The sequence below is a fragment of the Rhizobium aethiopicum genome, assembly GCF_900094625.1.
GTDB classification, from domain to species: domain Bacteria; phylum Pseudomonadota; class Alphaproteobacteria; order Rhizobiales; family Rhizobiaceae; genus Rhizobium; species Rhizobium aethiopicum.
Map to the genome: position 1 here is coordinate 295,749 of NZ_FMAJ01000002.1, position 16,733 is coordinate 312,481.

Below are 16,733 nucleotides of genomic sequence, written 5' to 3' on the forward strand. Positions count from 1 at the left end.
CATCGGGCAAGCTGGCAAAGCACGAAATCGATAGCCATATATTGACATAAAGATATCTTTATGTGATCTGGAAGTCTGGTCTTATGACGTCAAGGAGCCCTCCCGTGTTTGACAATCTCTTTGGTCCGGAAACGGGCAAGCGTGACGGCAGTGAAGTTTTCGCCGCTTTGAAAAAAGCCGCGAGCGAGCGCATCCTTGTTCTCGACGGCGCCATGGGCACGCAGATCCAGGGGCTGGGCTATGACGAAGACCAGTTTCGCGGCACGCGCTTCATCGGTTGTGCCTGCCATCAGAAGGGCAATAACGACCTTCTGATCCTGAGCCAGCCGGATGCGATCGAAGAGATCCATTACAAATACGCCAAGGCCGGCGCCGATATCCTCGAGACCAACACCTTCTCCTCGACCCGCATCGCCCAGGCCGATTACCAGATGGAAGGTGAGGTCTATGCGTTGAACAAGGAAGGCGCGGAGATCGTGCGCCGCGCGGCCATCCGCGCCGAACGCGAGGACGGCCGCCGCCGCTTCGTCGCCGGCGCCATCGGCCCGACCAACCGCACCGCCTCGATCTCGCCCGACGTCAACAATCCCGGTTTCCGCGCCGTCACCTTCGACGACCTGCGTGACGCCTATGGCGAGCAGATCGACGGGCTCATTGATGGCGGCGCCGACATCATCCTCATCGAGACGATCTTCGACACGCTGAACGCCAAGGCGGCGATCTTTGCCTGCGAGGAGCGTTTCGAGGCAAAGGGCATTCGCCTGCCGGTGATGATCTCCGGCACGATCACCGACCTTTCCGGCCGCACGCTCTCCGGCCAGACGCCGTCGGCCTTCTGGAACTCGGTGCGCCATGCCAATCCTTTCACGATCGGTTTGAACTGCGCGCTCGGCGCCAATGCGATGCGCCCGCATCTGCAGGAGCTTTCAGGCGTCGCGGACACCTTTATCTGCGCCTATCCGAATGCCGGCCTGCCGAACGAGTTCGGCCAGTACGACGAAACGCCGGAGTTGATGGCGGCGCAGATCGACAGCTTCGCCCGTGAAGGCCTGGTCAATATCGTCGGCGGCTGCTGCGGCTCGACGCCTGAGCATATCAGGGCGATTGCCGAGACCGTGGCGAAATACAAGCCGCGGCCGATCCCCGAGCATCGCCCGTTCATGTCGCTGTCGGGTCTCGAGCCCTTCGAGCTGACCAAGGACATTCCCTTCGTCAACGTCGGCGAGCGCACCAACGTCACCGGCTCGGCGAAATTCCGCAAGCTGATTACCAATGCCGATTACACGGCCGCACTCGATGTCGCGCGCGACCAGGTCGAGAACGGCGCCCAGGTGATCGACATCAACATGGACGAGGGGCTGATCGATTCGGAAAAGGCGATGGTCGAGTTCCTCAACCTGATCGCCGCCGAGCCTGACATCGCCCGCGTGCCCGTGATGATCGACTCGTCGAAATTCTCGATCATCGAATCCGGCCTGAAGCGGGTGCAGGGCAAGCCGATCGTCAACTCTATCTCGCTGAAGGAAGGCGAGGAGAACTTCCTCGCTCAGGCGCGGCTCCTGCGCAATTACGGTGCTGCCGTCGTCGTCATGGCCTTCGACGAGACGGGGCAGGCTGATAATTACGACCGCAAGGTCGAGATCTGCACGCGCGCCTACAAGCTCTTGACGGAAAAGATCGGCTTCCCGCCCGAGGATATCATCTTCGACCCGAACATTTTCGCGGTCGCGACCGGTATCGAAGAGCACAATAATTACGGCGTCGACTTCATCGAGGCGACGAGGACGATCCGTGAGCGCATGCCGCTCGTGCATATCTCCGGCGGCGTTTCGAACCTGTCCTTCTCGTTCCGCGGCAACGAGCCGGTGCGAGAGGCGATGCATGCCGTGTTCCTCTACCACGCCATCCAGGCGGGCATGGACATGGGCATCGTTAATGCCGGCCAGCTCGCCGTCTACGACAACATCGATCCCGAGCTGCGTGAGGCCTGCGAGGACGTGGTGCTGAACCGCCGCGCCGACGGCACCGAGCGGCTGCTCGAGGTGGCCGAGCGTTTCCGTGGCGCTGGCGCAAGGGAGGGCCGCGTCCAGGATCTCTCCTGGCGTGAATGGAGCGTCGAGAAGCGTCTCGAACATGCGCTTGTCAACGGCATCACCGAATATATCGAAGCCGATACGGAGGAGGCGCGCCAGCAGGCCGCCCGTCCGCTGCATGTCATCGAAGGGCCGCTGATGGCCGGCATGAACGTGGTCGGCGACCTGTTCGGTTCCGGCAAGATGTTCCTGCCGCAGGTGGTGAAATCAGCCCGCGTCATGAAGCAGGCCGTTGCCGTCCTTCTGCCTTATATGGAAGAGGAAAAGCGCCTCACCGGCGGCGACGACCGGAAATCGGCCGGCAAGATCCTGATGGCGACCGTCAAGGGCGACGTGCACGACATCGGCAAGAACATCGTGGGCGTCGTGCTTGCCTGCAACAATTACGAGATCGTCGACCTTGGCGTCATGGTGCCGGCGACGAAGATTCTCGACACGGCGATTGCCGAAAAGGTCGACGTCATCGGCCTTTCCGGTCTGATCACGCCGTCGCTCGACGAAATGGTGCATGTCGCCGCCGAAATGGAACGTCAGGGCTTCGACATCCCGCTGCTGATCGGTGGTGCCACGACCAGCCGCGTGCACACGGCCGTGAAAATTCATCCCGGCTATCATAAGGGCCAGGCGATCTACGTCACCGATGCGAGCCGCGCCGTCGGCGTCGTCTCGGCGCTGCTCTCGCCGGAGACGCGGCAGGGTTATGTCGACGATGTAAGAGCTGAATATGCCAAGGTGGCGGCTGCGCATGCCCGGAGCGAAGCGGAGAAGGTGCGTCTGCCGCTGTCGCGGGCTCGCGAGAATGCGCATAAGGTCGACTGGTCAGCCTACAAGCCGACGAAGCCTGAATTCTTCGGCACACGGGTGTTCGAGGATTACGATCTGGCCGAACTCGCGAGATACATCGACTGGACACCGTTCTTCCAGACCTGGGAACTGCGCGGCCGTTTCCCCGCCATTCTCGAAGATGAGAAGCAGGGCGAGGCGGCGCGTGCGCTGTGGGCCGATGCGCAGGCCATGCTCAAGAAGATCATCGACGAGAAGTGGTTCCGCCCGCGCGCCGTCATCGGCTTCTGGCCGGCCGGCGCCGTCGGCGACGACATCCGCCTCTTCACGGACGAAAGCCGCAGCCAGGAGCTTGCCACTTTCTACACACTTCGCCAGCAGCTCTCGAAGCGGGACGGGCGTGCGAATGTGGCGCTTTCCGATTTCGTCGCGCCTGTCACAAGCGGCGTGCGGGATTATGTCGGCGGCTTCGTGGTGACGGCCGGCATCGAGGAAATCGCCATCGCCGAACGTTTCGAGCGGTCGAACGATGACTATTCCTCGATCCTCGTCAAGGCGCTGGCCGACCGCTTCGCCGAAGCTTTCGCCGAACGCATGCATGAGCAGGTGCGGCGTGAATATTGGGGCTATGCGAGGGATGAGCACCTCAGCAACGAAGATCTCATCGGCGAAGCCTATGCCGGCATCCGTCCGGCGCCCGGGTACCCGGCCCAGCCCGACCACACCGAGAAGAAGACGCTGTTCAAGCTGCTCGATGCGGAACACACAGCGGGCGTGAAGCTGACGGAAAGCTATGCGATGTGGCCCGGCTCGTCCGTATCCGGTATCTATATCGGCCACCCCGACTCCTATTATTTCGGCGTGGCCAAGGTGGAGCGGGACCAGGTGGACGATTATGCCAAGCGCAAGGGCATGGAGGTTTCCGAGGTTGAGCGCTGGCTCGGGCCGGTGCTGAATTACGTGCCCCGAAAGGCGGACGAGGAGATTGAGGACGCCGCCTAGGGTCGCTGTCGTTCTTAATGCAATGAATCAAGAGACATTGAAGCCGGAAAGTGATTCACTTTCCGGCTTCATTCTCTTGATACTGCTCGATTATATGCGCTGGCCTACGCCGCCCCGATCGTCAGCTCGGCAACGAAGTCGTAAGCATCGCCGCGATAGAGCGAGCGGGTGAATTCCACGGCGCGGCCGGAGCCGAGATAGGAGATGCGTTCGATGGACAGGCCGGCTGCACCGACGGGCACGCCGAGGAGCTGGGCGTCGGCTTCCTTCATGTTGGTGGCCGAAATGCGCTGTACGGCGCGCACCGGGCGGACGTTGAGGCGTTCGAGTTCAGCGTAGAGCGAATTGGTGACGGCGGACGGGTCGGGCAGGAATTCGCCGGAGACGCTGGCGTTTTCGATCGCCAGCGGCTGGTCGTCGGCGATGCGCAGGCGGGAGAGGCGCGAAACCTTCACGTCTGTGCCGAGGCCGAGGATCATCATCTCGTCGGGCGAGGGGGTATGGACGCCCTTGTGCAGCCATTCTGAGCGGGAGGACATGCCGCGGCGCGCCATGTCCTCGGTGAAGGAGGTAAGTTGCGACAGCCGCTGCTCGACCTTCGATACCGGCTTGGCGACGAAGGTGCCCGAGCCGTGGCGGCGCACCAGCAGGCCGTCGGCGACGAGCTCGTCGATCGCCTTGCGTACGGTGACGCGGCTGACGGCGGCAAATTCGGCGATGTCGCGTTCCGGCGGTAGCGCATCGCCGTGGCCGAGGGTGCCGGTGCGCACGGCTTCTTCAAGTGTGCGGCGCAGCTTTACATAGAGGGGGCCGGTGCCGGCCGCCTGCAGCCGCTGTAGGGACAGGAGGGTGGCGAGATCGTCGGTCATGCCGCACCTCTCTGCTGGTCGTTCAGGAGCTTGACCGCAAGCTCCACCGCGCCCTGCAGCGCATCGTTCTTCGGCCTGGCGAGCAGCGGCTTGTAGCGTTCGGAAAGCCAGGGCGCATAAGCTTCCGCAAGGCCGCCGAGCAGGCAGATCGACGGGCATTCCGGCCAGAGCAGCGCGTCGAGGCTTTCGCCGATCGCCGTTGCGGCGTCCCTAACGATGCCGACCGCAACCACATCACCTTCTGCCGCATGTTTGAAGACCATGGGCGCGTAACCGGCAAAATCCGTCGGCCGTGCCGTATGGGCGAAATTGACGATCTGCTCAGGGTCGTCTCCGTATTCGGCCATGACGGCTTCTGTGATCGGCGATGCCGGGCGCACCCTGTCATGGGCGAGCAGCGACCGTTCCATGAGATCACGACCGAGGCGGGCCCCGCTTGCCTGGTCGCCGACGATGAAGCCCCAGCCGCCTATGCCGTTCAGTCGGCCATCCCTCCGCGCATTATAGACCGAGCCGGTGCCGAAGGCGCCGACGATGCCGTCGGCATCGCCGAGCGCGCCTTGCAGGGAGATCAAGGCGTCGGTGACGACACGGCCTTCGGCAAAGGGTAGGGCCCTTTCGATTCGTTGGCCGTAGTCCATGACATTGGCGCCGGCAACGCCGACGACCGATACAACCGAAGAAACGGCTTCAGCGCCGAGACCGGCGTCGCTGAGTGCCTGCCGGGCGGATTCGATGATGTTAACAAGAGAGTTTTCAAGGTCGGACAGGATGTTGGCAGGACCGGCCTTGCCGCGGCCGAGGACATTGCCGTCTTTATCCGCGACCGCTGCCCGGCAGCTCGTTCCGCCGCCGTCTATGCCGATTACAAGCTCCTTCATCGGGCCTCCGATACGCCGTTCCCTCTGGTTTTTCTTACAATACCAAAAAAATACCATTTACCAAGTGCGAATGATGGCAAAAATCAATCATTTTATCTACTTGATTTTATTAGATAATAATTTTTGATGAATTTTTGCGGTCCGAAAAGTTAAATTTGGCTGGACAATTGGTATTTTTTTGGCCTTAATTCGATAAAAGGGAACAGCAGTTCGGAGCCCACGAAAACCGGCGGTAAAGCCAAGCCGGAGCCGCTTCGAGGATGATCAAGGAATAATCCGCCGGCTTGCCACGCCGGCCGCGAATTCCAATGATCTGTCGGCTTTCCCATTTCATTCGCCGCGCCGGGTGCAGGCCACCATGCATGGCGCGCAATTCGGCCGCAGGCGATCCGCCTTCGCGTCCGTCGAGCTTTCGGGGCCGGCAGTTGCTGGCGGCCCTACAAGGGGCATTGGGTGTTTCCTCAGACGCGCCAATTGCTTGTTTCAGAATCGAAAACGGCGCCTTCCGGCGCTAAAAACAGGAGAGGGAAATGAAAAACACTGCTCTGAAAAGCTTGCTGCTTGCCTCAAGCCTGCTGACCTCGGCAGGTCTCGTCCATGCCGCTGACGTCACGCTGACGGTCGAAAGCTGGCGTAACGACGACCTACAGATCTGGCAGGAGAAGATCATTCCGGCGTTCGAAGCCAAGAACCCGGGCATCAAGGTCGTCTTCTCGCCGACTGCGCCGACCGAATATAACGCTTCGCTGAACGCCAAGCTCGATGCCGGTTCCGCAGGCGACATCATCACGTGCCGTCCGTTCGATGCCTCGCTCGAACTCTTCAACAAGAAGCAGCTCGTCGACATCACCAGCCTGCCCGGCATGGAGAACTTCTCGCCGGTCGCCAAGGCTGCCTGGACGACCGACGACGGCAAGTCGACCTTCTGCGTACCGATGGCTTCGGTCATCCACGGCTTCATCTACAATAAGGATGCCTTCGACAAGCTCGGCATCTCCGTGCCGAAGACGCAGGACGAGTTCTACGCCGCCCTCGACAAGATCAAGGCCGACGGCACTTACATCCCGCTCGCCATGGGCACGAAGGATCTCTGGGAAGCCGCCACCATGGGCTATCAGAACATCGGCCCGAACTACTGGAAGGGTGAGGAGGGCCGCGAAGCGCTCATCGCCGGCAAGCAGAAACTGACCGATCCTGAATGGGTCAAGCCCTATGAAGAACTTGCCAAGTGGAAGCCCTATCTCGGCGACGGTTTCGAAGCCCAGACCTATTCGGACAGTCAGAACCTCTTCACGCTCGGCCGCGCCGCCATCTACCCGGCCGGTTCCTGGGAGATCGCGCTCTTCAACACGCAGGCGCAGTTCAAGATGGGCGCCTTCCCGCCGCCAGTTCCGAAGGCCGGCGATACGGGCTACATCTCGGATCATCCGGATATCGGTGTCGCCCTGAACGCGAAGAGCACGCACCAGGAAGAGGCCAAGAAGTTTCTCAGCTGGGTCGCTTCGCCCGAGTTCGCCGACATCTATGCCAACGCGCTGCCGGGCTTCTTCAGCCTGAACTCCAATCCGGTCAAGATGTCCGATCCGCTTGCTCAGGAATTCGTCTCCTGGCGCGGCCCGTACAAGTCGACCGTGCGCTCCACCTACCAGATCCTGTCGCGCGGCACGCCGAATCTCGAAAATGAGACCTGGGTGGAATCGGCCAACGTGATCAACGGCACCGATACGCCTGCAGTTGCTGCCGAGAAGCTCCAGAAGGGCCTCGACAGCTGGTACAAGCCGGCCAAGTGACGTGGTGAGGGCGGCGTTTGCAGCCCCTCATCCGGCCTGCCGGCCACCTTCTCCCCGCTTGCGGGGAGAAGGAGACTCGCAGCGACCTCCCATCCCGATAGAGCATATCAGGGCGTTCCTCTCTTCCCAGGGCAGAGAGATGGGGTGAGGCGCAATGTTTTCTATCTGCGTCCGCAAGATTGCGGCCAGGCGACAAGAACAGGCAAAAGCCATGAGCCAACCTGACAACGCGGCCGAAATCGTCCCGATCAAGCGCGCGGTGCGCTGGCACATCTTCGTCTTCATGCTGCCCGCGGTGATCGTTTATTCCGCCGTCATGGTGCTGCCGCTCATCGAGACGCTGAGGCTCTCGCTCTACAATACGGTCGACGGGCAGCCGGCTTTCGTCGGCCTTGCGAATTTTAAGGTGCTGTTCGGCGATCCGCGCTGGGCGCATGATTTCTGGAACGCGCTCGTCAACAACCTGATCTTCTTCGTCATTCACATGTGCGTGCAGAACCCGATCGGCATTGCGCTCGCAGCCCTGCTTTCGGTGCCGAAACTGCGCGGTGTCGCCTTCTACCGCACGGCGATATTCCTGCCGACGCTGCTCTCCTTCGTCATCGTCGGCTTCATCTGGAAGCTGATCCTGTCGCCGATCTGGGGTGTCGCGCCCTGGATGCTCGATCTCATTGGCTTGAAACTCCTGTTTGCCCCTTGGCTCGGCAAGCCGGGTTCGGCGCTGATCGCAGTGTCGCTGATCTCCAACTGGCAATATATCGGCATTCCGATGATGCTGATCTATGCAGCGCTCCTCAGCATCCCCGAAGAGGTGATCGAGGCTGCCGAATGCGATGGCATCACCGGCTGGGCGCAGTTCTGGAAGATCAAGCTGCCGCTCATCCTGCCGGCGATCGGCATCATCTCGATCCTGACCTTCGTCGGCAATTTCAACGCCTTCGACCTGATCTACACCGTGCAGGGGGCGCTTGCCGGGCCTGACATGTCGACCGACATTCTCGGCACACTGCTCTACCGCACATTCTTCGGTTTCCAGCTGCAGCTCGGCGACCGTTCGATGGGTGCGACGATCGCTACCGTGATGTTCCTCATCATCCTCGCCGGCGTCTCGCTTTATCTCTTCGTAATCCAGCGGCGCATGCGTCGCTACCAGTTTTGAGGAGCGCGCATGTCCAAGGCACGCACATCTCCCATCCGCACCGGCCTCGTGCACCTGGCGCTCGGCGCCTATACGCTGGTCGCGCTGTTTCCGGTGTTCCTGACCATCGTCAACTCGTTCAAGGATCGTGCCTCGATCTTCCGCGAACCGCTGATGATCCCGACTCCGTCGACCTTCAGCCTCGTCGGCTACCAGACAGTGCTCGGCCAAGGCGATTTTGCCACCTATTTCCAGAACAGCTTCATCGTCACGATCGTCTCGATCCTGCTGGTGCTGCTCTTCGGGGCGATGGCGGCCTTCGCACTGTCGGAATATCGTTTCCGCGGCAATATGCTGCTCGGGCTCTATATGGCGATCGGCATCATGATCCCGATTCGTCTCGGCACGGTGGCAATCCTGCAGGGCATGGTGGCGGCCGGCCTCGTCAATACACTGACGGCACTGATCCTAGTCTATACCGCGCAGGGCATTCCGCTCGCGATCTTCATCCTGTCGGAATTCATGCGCACGGTTTCTGACGATCTGAAGAATGCCGGGCGAATCGACGGGCTCTCCGAATATGCGATCTTCTTCCGTCTGGTGCTGCCGCTGGTGCGTCCCGCTATGGCGACGGTTGCGGTCTTCACGATGATCCCGATCTGGAACGATCTCTGGTTCCCGCTGATTCTGGCGCCGGCTGAAAGCACCAAGACCGTGACGCTCGGTTCGCAGATCTTCATCGGCCAGTTCGTCACCAACTGGAATGCGGTGCTGGCGGCGCTCTCGCTCGCGATCCTGCCGATCCTCGTCCTCTACGTCATCTTCTCGCGGCAGCTGATCCGCGGCATCACGTCGGGAGCCGTCAAATGAACCAGGAGAAACCGATCCGCGTCCTCGTTGCCGGGCTCGGCAACATGGGCCGCAGCCATGCGCTTGCCTATCACAACAATCCCGGTTTCGAGATCGTCGGCCTCGTCAACCGATCGACGCCGGAGCTGGAGCCCGCGCTGCAGGGTTATACTGTTCACCCCGACTTCGCGGCGGCGCTTGCGGAACTGAAGCCGGACCTTTGCTCGATCAATACCTATTCCGACAGCCATGCCGACTACGCCGTCGCCGCCTTCGAGGCCGGCTGCCATGTGTTCGTAGAAAAGCCGCTGGCGACCACGGTCGCCGATGCCGAGCGGGTCGTCGCAGCAGCGAAGAAGGCGGGCCGCAAGCTGGCGATCGGCTATATTCTTCGCTATCACCCGTCCTGGATGAAGCTGATCGAGGAGGCGCGCAAGCTCGGTCCGCCCTACGTCTTCCGCATGAACCTTAACCAGCAGTCCAGCGGCCCGACCTGGGCGACGCACAAGTCGCTGATGCGCACGACTTCGCCGATCGTCGATTGCGGCGTGCATTATGTCGACGTCATGTGCCAGATCACCGACGCGAGGGCCGTGGAGGTGCGCGGCATGGGGCTGCGGATGTCCGACGAGATCGCCGCCGACATGTATAATTACGGCCACCTGCAGGTGCTCTTCGAGGACGGTTCGGTCGGCTGGTACGAGGCCGGCTGGGGACCGATGATCTCGGAGACCGCCTTCTTCGTGAAGGATGTGATGTCGCCGAAGGGCGCGGTGTCGATCGTCATGGATCCGAACGCCAAGTCCGATGATATCGACACGCACACCAAAACCTCGGTGATCCGTCTGCACACGGCGGAGACCGGCCCCGACGGCAGGTTTATCCAGCCAGACCAGGACATGAGGATGACGGGTGAACCCGGTCATCAGGCGCTCTGCGACCTGGAACAGGCCTTCATGCTGAGGGCGATCCGCGAGGATCTGAACCTCGACCGCCATATGGCGGATGCGGTGGCGTCGCTGCGCATCTGCCTTGCCGCCGACGAGAGCGTGCGCACCGGCCAGCCGGTCAGATTGTAAGGGAAAGATAGTGGGATCGCTTCAACTCAAATCCATCCGCAAGACCTATGGCACGCATGAGGTGCTGAAAGGCATCGATCTCGAGGTCAAAGACGGCGAATTCGTCATCTTCGTCGGGCCGTCGGGCTGCGGGAAGTCGACGCTATTGCGCAGCATCGCCGGACTCGAGGACGTCACTTCGGGCGCCGTCGTCATCAATGGCCGCGACGAGACGCTGACGCCGCCGGCCAAGCGCGGCATCGCCATGGTGTTCCAGTCCTATGCGCTCTATCCGCACCTGACGGTCAAGGACAATATGGGGCTCGGCCTGAAGCAGGCGGGAACCCCGAAGAACGAGATCGACAAGCGGGTCGGCAAGGCGTCCGGCATGCTGTCGCTTGCGCCATATCTCGCGCGGCGACCGGCCGAGCTATCAGGCGGCCAGCGTCAGCGCGTGGCGATCGGCCGCGCCATCGTGCGCGAACCGGAACTCTTCCTATTCGACGAGCCGCTGTCGAACCTCGATGCGGCGCTACGCGTCCAGACCCGGCTCGAAATCGCCCGGCTGCACCGTAGTCTGAAGGCGACGATGATCTACGTCACGCACGATCAGGTCGAGGCGATGACGCTTGCCGACAAGATCGTCGTGCTGAATGCCGGCGCGATCGAGCAGATCGGCTCGCCGATGGAGCTCTACAACCGCCCGGCCAATGTTTTCGTCGCCGGCTTCATCGGGTCGCCGCAGATGAATTTCATTGCGGGCGAGAAGGTCGGCGATCACAGCGCCAAGACGATCGGCGTTCGTCCGGAACATATGACGCTGTCGCGCGAGCAGGGAAACTGGGCCGCGAAGGTCGTGCATGTCGAGCATCTCGGCGCTGACACGATCATCTATCTGGAATCCGAGCAGTGCGGCCTGCTGACGGCTCGCCTGTTCGGCGAGCATCAATACGAGCCTGACGAAATCGTCTATGCGACGCCTGACCAGACGCGTGTGCATCGCTTCGATGCGGACGATCGGGCGATCCGCTAAGTGGTTTCCTTCTCCCTGGCCGAAGCGAGACAGATCTGACAAGGCTGCCCGTCTCCTCCATTACTCCGAATAACAATAAGGCGCCGTTTCGCGGCGCCTTTTTCGTGAGTCTATCGGTACATTCAATCGCTGATGACGAGCAGATCGGCGGCCATGAAGCGCAGCGTCACGGTTTCGCCGGCCTGCGGCGGGGTGACGCCCGGGCTGTTGAACATGTCGAAGGAGATGACGTTGCCGCCGACATTCATCCGGGTGCGGATGACCGAGCCGAGGAAGTGAGCGGAGACGACCTGGCCGGTCAGCGCCGTATCGCTTTTGGCGGTGTCGGAGAGGGAGCCTGCTTCCGGACGCAGCGCCAGCGAGATGATCTCGCCGGCCTTCTGGGCTGCGACCGATTGCTTCAGCGTGATCTTCTGATCGCCGATCTGAATAAGGTTGGCGTCGGGATCGACGACCTTGGCTTCGATCAGATTCAGGGTGCCGACGAAGGAGGCGACAAAGCGCGTGGCCGGCTTGTTGTAGATCTCGAAGGGCGAGCCGATCTGGTCGGCCTTGCCGGCATTCATCACGACAATGCGATCGGATATCGACAGCGCCTCTTCCTGGTCATGGGTGACGAAGACAGTGGTAATGCCGAGCTGCTGCTGGATCTGACGGATTTCCTCGCGCAGCGACACTCGGATCTTGGCGTCGAGGGCCGAGAGGGGCTCGTCGAGCAAGAGCACCTGTGGTTTGACGGCGAGCGCACGGGCAAGCGCGACGCGCTGCTGCTGCCCGCCCGAGAGCTGATAGGGGTAGCGATCGGCCAGGTGATCGAGCTTGATCAGTCCGAGCATTTCCTTAACGCGAGCGTCGATCTCGGGCTTCGGCGCGCCGGCAACCTTGAGACCGAAGGCGACGTTGTCGTTCACGGACATATTGGGGAAGAGAGCATAGGCCTGGAAGACCATGCCGATATTTCGCTGGTTCGGCTTCAGCGCGCTCTGGTCCTTGCCATTGATGGTCAATGTGCCGCCGGTCGGTGTTTCGAAGCCGGCGATCATGCGCAGGACGGTCGTCTTGCCACAGCCGGACGGCCCGAGGAAGGAGATGAACTCACCCTTCTCGATGTTCATGTTGAAATTCTTGACGACCTGAACCGGGCCGAAAGACTTCTGAATGTTGTTCAGTGTGAGAAAAGACATGGCCGGTTACCTTAAGCCTTTGCCGGGCGGGCTTTGCCGAAGCGGGAAACGAGGTTGAGGAGGCCCATGCTGAGCCAGGTGATCGAAAAAGCGATGACGGCGAGCGCCGAAGGCTCATAGGCCTTGTTGGCGCCGACGAGCTGCAGGTAGGGGCCGAAGGCCGGGCGGTTGAGGAGGGCGGCGAAGGTAAACTCGCCCATGACGATCGCGAGCGTAATGAAGGCGCCGGAGAGCACACCGCTCATCACGTTCGGGAAGATGCAGCGGAACATGATGGTCGTCCAGCGGGCGCCGAGGCTTTCGGCCGCTTCCGTCAGCGTGCGGACATCGATGGCGCGCATGGCGGTATCGACGGCGCGGTACATGTAGGGCAGCGACAGCGTGATATAGGAGAAGACCAGTAGAGCGTTGGTGCCGGTTGTCGAACCAGTCAGCGGCAGATAGGACGACGAATTGTACATTCTGAGATAGCCGAAGACGATCACGATAGCCGGAATGACGAGCGGCATCAGCGTGATGAATTCGACAACCGGGCGCATCTGCGGCAGGCGCAGCCGCACCCAATAGGCCGTTGGCACCACGAGCAGCATGCCGAAGACGATCGTCAGAAGCGCCATCAGCATGGAGTAGCCGAAGGTTTCGCGGAACTGAATGTCCGAGAAGACTGATGTATAGGCGTCCAGGCTGTATTCACCGCGACGCATGCGCAGCGAAAACTCGACGGTGCCGATCAGCGGGATGATGAAATAGGATGCGCCGAGAAAGATGGCGATCCAGGCTCCCAGGCGTTGCGTTTTCATTTTTGCCACCGCTCGGCGCGCATGCGCAGCATGAGGTAAAGGATGTTGGACACGCCTGTGATGACGATCATGCCGAGGGCGATGGCGTAACCGAGGTTGGGATTGTGCAACACGTCGCCGCGGATCTGCGCGTAGAGCAGGATCGGTACGATGTTCAGCGAGCTGCCGGTCAGCGCGAAGGCGGTGGCGATGGCGCCGAAGGCGTTGGCGAAGAGCAGCAGCGTCGTGCCGAGCAGGCTCGGCCAGAGGATCGGCAGCGCGACCATCGTCCAATATTGGCGGTTGGTGGCGCCGAGAATTTCGGAGGCCTCGCGCCATTCCTTCTTCATGCCATCCAGCGCCGGCGTCAGGATCAGCACCATCAGCGGGATCTGGAAATACATGTAGGTGATCGTAAGGCCGAAGAAGGACAGCAGGTTGAAGCCGGTGCCGTAGAGATTGAAGCCGAACCATTCCCGCAGGAAAACCGTCACGAGGCCGGTGCGGCCAAGCGTGGCGAGGAAGGCGAAAGCGAGCGGCACGCCGGCGAAATTCGAGGCGACGCCGGAGAAGGTCAGAAGCGTCGAGCGCACCGAGGCGGGCAGGCCGCCGAGGACGACGGCCCAGGCAAGGAAGAAGCCGATCAGTGCGCCGCCCAGGGCGGAGGCCACCGAGACCCGGATACTGATCCAGTAAGCGCTCATGATCGATGGAGTAAAGAGATCGCCGATATTCTTCAGCGTAAAATTGCCCTCGGGCGTCAGGAACGCGCCCACCACCAGATAAAGCGTGGGGATGATCAGGAATAGCAGAGAGAAAATGATGAAGGGCGTAATTCCCAGCCAGTCGATCACACGGTCTTTGTTGATCAGGGGAGCGCTGCTCACCATTGGCGTTGAAACGGTACTCATGAAAAGCTCATCCTGGGGCGTCGGAGTGAGAACCTCCCCGCCTTGGAGGCGGGGAGGCCGGATCTGATGTTACTGAACGTTGGCGCCGACGACGGAATCCCAGTTCTTGGTGATAACTTCCTTGCCGGCGGCCTGCTCTTCGAGCGTCGGGAAGACAGCCTTTTCGTAGGCTGCTGCCGGCGGCAGCTTGTCGAGCAGTTCCTTCGGGATCTTGTTGTTCTTGGCAAGATCGTTGAAGCGGATCGGGTGGCAATAGCCCTTCAGCCAGCCAAGCTGACCTTCGTCGGAATAGAGATATTCCATCCAGAGCTTGGCAGCATTCGGATGCGGAGCGAAGGCGGAAATCGCCTGGACGTAGACGCCGGCAACGACGCCGGTCTTCGGGACGACGACTTCGAACGGCGGGTTGCCCTTCAGGCTTTCGCCCCAGGACATTGCGTTGTAGTCCCAGGCGATGATGATCGGCGTGGAGCCCTGTGCGAAGGGAGCAGCCTTGCCGACGACAGGCACGAAATTGCCGTTCTTGTTGAGCTCGGCGAAGAACTTCAGACCCTCTTCGCCCGCCTTGGCGGCGTCACCGCCGGATGCGGAAAGACCAGCTGCATAAACGCCCTGAACAGCCTGGTTGGCACTGCGCGGATCGCCTGCGAGCGCGACGCTGTTTGCATAGTCGCTCTTCTTCAGATCTGCCCAGTCGGCCGGCGATTCCTTGACCAGGTCCTTGTTCACGAGGAACGATAGAACGCCGTAATAGTCGCCGTACCAGTAGCCTTCGGCATCCTTGGCGCTATCCGGGATCGAATCCCAGGTGGAAACCTTGTAAGGCTGGATCAGGCCGTCTTTCTTGGCGGACGGGCCGAAGGAGAGGCCGACGTCGATGACATCGGGGGCCTGCGGGCCGGTGTTGCCCTTGTTGGCCTTGATCGCTTCGATTTCGTCGCCCGAGCTTGCGTCCGGGTTCAACTCGTTGACTTCGATGCCGTACTTGGCCTTGAAGCCGGCGATAACGTCACCATAGCCGCACCAGCTGTGCGGAAGAGCGATCGTGGTCAGCGTGCCTTCCTTCTTGGCAGCGGCGATAAGTTCTGCGCTCGGTTCAGCTGCGGCGATCGCGGTCGAAGCCACGATGATCGCAGTAGAAAGCGACAGCAGTCGAGAAATGTTAGAGATCACTGTTGTTCTCCTTCGGGTTTTCAGTGTCTGGCGATGCTGTTAATGAGCTTACATGAAGCTTGTGTGACGGCTGCATGACGGTGGTTTTGCATGAATAGCAGGCGCTTGTGACAGATGTTTCATCTGCGTCAGCGCGGTCTGTTTCCGCAAAAATCCGCCATTGTTTTTCCTCCCTTGATCTTGTCCTCCTAGCCCGGTTTGCGGAAGAGTTTGGTCTGCTCGAACAAGCCCTCCAGTGTCTTCATGCGTTCCTTCGTCTCATCCCAGGTGGAGTTCTGAACGGCCTCGATCAGCGCCTCGACGATGAAGAGAGTGACGACGGAGGAATCCCAGGCCGAGGGCGCTTCGATCCGGACGCGGAAGGCGTGGCGGGCAAGTTTGGCGGCGGGCGAACCCCATTGATCGGTGAAGACGACGATTTCGGCGCCGCGCTTTCGGGCGGCGGTGGCGAGGCTCACCATCTCCTGCTCGTAGCGGCGGATGTCGAAGATGATCATAATGTCGCCGGCATTCATGTTGAGGACATATTGCGGCCAGCTGCTGGAATTGGATGACAGCAGCGTCGTTGCCGGCCGGATGACCTGCATATGGGTGAAGAAATATTCGGCAAGCGCGCCGGTGATGCGGCCGCCGACGAAATAGAGGCCGCGCTTGCGGTTGGAGAGCAGCGAGGCGACGCTGTCGAAAGTCGCCGTATCGAGATCGCTCAGCGTCTGGCGCAGATTACCCATGATGGCATCGGCGAAACGGTTGAGAATATGGGTGCCTGGCGCGTTCTGCGCCCAGCGGTCGTGCTTGGCGATGGGGTTAGAGATCGTCGCCTCCACCTCCAGATGCAGATGCGCCTGAAAGTCGGGATATCCCTTGAAGCCGAGCTTTTGCACCATGCGCACGACGGTCGGCGTCGAGACGCCGGCATTCTCGGCGATGGTGGTGATGCTGCCGAGACCGGAGACCGGATAATTGTCGAGAAGGCTTTCGGCTAGTTGCTTTTCTGCACGCGTCAACAGCCCGAAATGCGAGTGTATGACGTCCGAAACGGTCTTCGACGCAACTGTCACCTAATCTGCTCCCCGGGATGGTCTGGCGCCATTTCCCCAATCGAAGTTAACAACGCTGTCACAATCCATGTCAACTACTGTCATGAAAAGAAATTTTCAGAGAATGCTTGACACTCGTCGGAACCTGAA

The 16,733-nt window shown here is 60.9% G+C and carries 13 protein-coding genes; 6 read left to right on the forward strand and 7 right to left on the reverse strand.

Features of this window, described 5'->3' with window-relative positions; translation table 11 throughout:
- Positions 1-104 precede the first annotated feature (104 nt).
- Positions 105-3,878, forward strand: a complete 3,774-nt coding sequence (gene metH, locus GA0061105_RS05790) for a methionine synthase (RefSeq protein WP_092748674.1) — start codon at positions 105-107, stop codon at positions 3,876-3,878.
- Positions 3,879-3,982: 104 nt separating this feature from the next.
- Here metH and GA0061105_RS05795 read toward each other — a convergent pair whose 3' ends face one another.
- Both GA0061105_RS05795 and GA0061105_RS05800 read right to left on the reverse strand, forming a co-directional pair.
- Positions 3,983-4,747: a GntR family transcriptional regulator gene (locus GA0061105_RS05795; RefSeq protein ID WP_092748676.1), complete on the reverse strand. Its 765-nt coding sequence runs from the start codon at positions 4,745-4,747 to the stop codon at positions 3,983-3,985.
- A complete protein-coding gene (locus GA0061105_RS05800; protein ID WP_092748678.1) occupies positions 4,744-5,628 on the reverse strand; it encodes a glucosamine kinase nucleotide-binding domain-containing protein in 885 nt (294 codons plus the stop codon). The genes GA0061105_RS05795 and GA0061105_RS05800 overlap by 4 nt, the downstream gene beginning before the upstream one ends.
- A 530-nt stretch (positions 5,629-6,158) precedes the next feature.
- On the opposite strand from GA0061105_RS05800, the gene GA0061105_RS05805 reads away from it, so the two are divergent.
- The 5 genes from GA0061105_RS05805 (at position 6,159) to GA0061105_RS05825 (ending at position 11,496) form a co-directional block, all read left to right on the forward strand.
- Complete coding sequence (locus tag GA0061105_RS05805) at positions 6,159-7,418, forward strand: ABC transporter substrate-binding protein (RefSeq protein ID WP_064694742.1); 1,260 nt, start codon at positions 6,159-6,161, stop codon at positions 7,416-7,418.
- A 211-nt stretch (positions 7,419-7,629) separates the two neighbouring features.
- Positions 7,630-8,577, forward strand: coding sequence for a carbohydrate ABC transporter permease (locus tag GA0061105_RS05810; RefSeq protein ID WP_092749049.1), 948 nt, complete (start codon positions 7,630-7,632; stop codon positions 8,575-8,577).
- 9 nt (positions 8,578-8,586) lie between these two features.
- Positions 8,587-9,426: a carbohydrate ABC transporter permease gene (locus tag GA0061105_RS05815; protein WP_064694741.1), complete on the forward strand. Its 840-nt coding sequence runs from the start codon at positions 8,587-8,589 to the stop codon at positions 9,424-9,426.
- Complete coding sequence (locus GA0061105_RS05820; protein WP_064694740.1) at positions 9,423-10,484, forward strand: Gfo/Idh/MocA family protein; 1,062 nt, start codon at positions 9,423-9,425, stop codon at positions 10,482-10,484. The genes GA0061105_RS05815 and GA0061105_RS05820 overlap by 4 nt, the downstream gene beginning before the upstream one ends.
- A gap of 10 nt (positions 10,485-10,494) precedes the next feature.
- A complete protein-coding gene (locus GA0061105_RS05825; protein ID WP_064694739.1) occupies positions 10,495-11,496 on the forward strand; it encodes an ABC transporter ATP-binding protein in 1,002 nt (333 codons plus the stop codon).
- Positions 11,497-11,618: 122 nt separating this feature from the next.
- Here the strand turns inward: GA0061105_RS05825 and GA0061105_RS05830 are convergent, their stop codons facing one another.
- The 5 genes from GA0061105_RS05830 to GA0061105_RS05850 form a co-directional block, all read right to left on the reverse strand.
- A complete protein-coding gene (locus GA0061105_RS05830) occupies positions 11,619-12,680 on the reverse strand; it encodes an ABC transporter ATP-binding protein (protein WP_092748680.1) in 1,062 nt (353 codons plus the stop codon).
- 11 nt (positions 12,681-12,691) lie between these two features.
- Complete coding sequence (locus tag GA0061105_RS05835) at positions 12,692-13,480, reverse strand: ABC transporter permease (protein ID WP_064694737.1); 789 nt, start codon at positions 13,478-13,480, stop codon at positions 12,692-12,694.
- Positions 13,477-14,370 (reverse strand): ABC transporter permease, encoded by an 894-nt coding sequence (locus GA0061105_RS05840; RefSeq protein WP_064694736.1) that lies wholly within the window; start codon positions 14,368-14,370, stop codon positions 13,477-13,479. The genes GA0061105_RS05835 and GA0061105_RS05840 overlap by 4 nt, the downstream gene beginning before the upstream one ends.
- Before the next feature lie 69 nt (positions 14,371-14,439).
- Complete coding sequence (locus tag GA0061105_RS05845) at positions 14,440-15,543, reverse strand: ABC transporter substrate-binding protein (protein ID WP_064694735.1); 1,104 nt, start codon at positions 15,541-15,543, stop codon at positions 14,440-14,442.
- Positions 15,544-15,731: 188 nt separating this feature from the next.
- Positions 15,732-16,604, reverse strand: a complete 873-nt coding sequence (locus GA0061105_RS05850; protein WP_064694734.1) for a MurR/RpiR family transcriptional regulator — start codon at positions 16,602-16,604, stop codon at positions 15,732-15,734.
- Positions 16,605-16,733 lie beyond the last annotated feature (129 nt).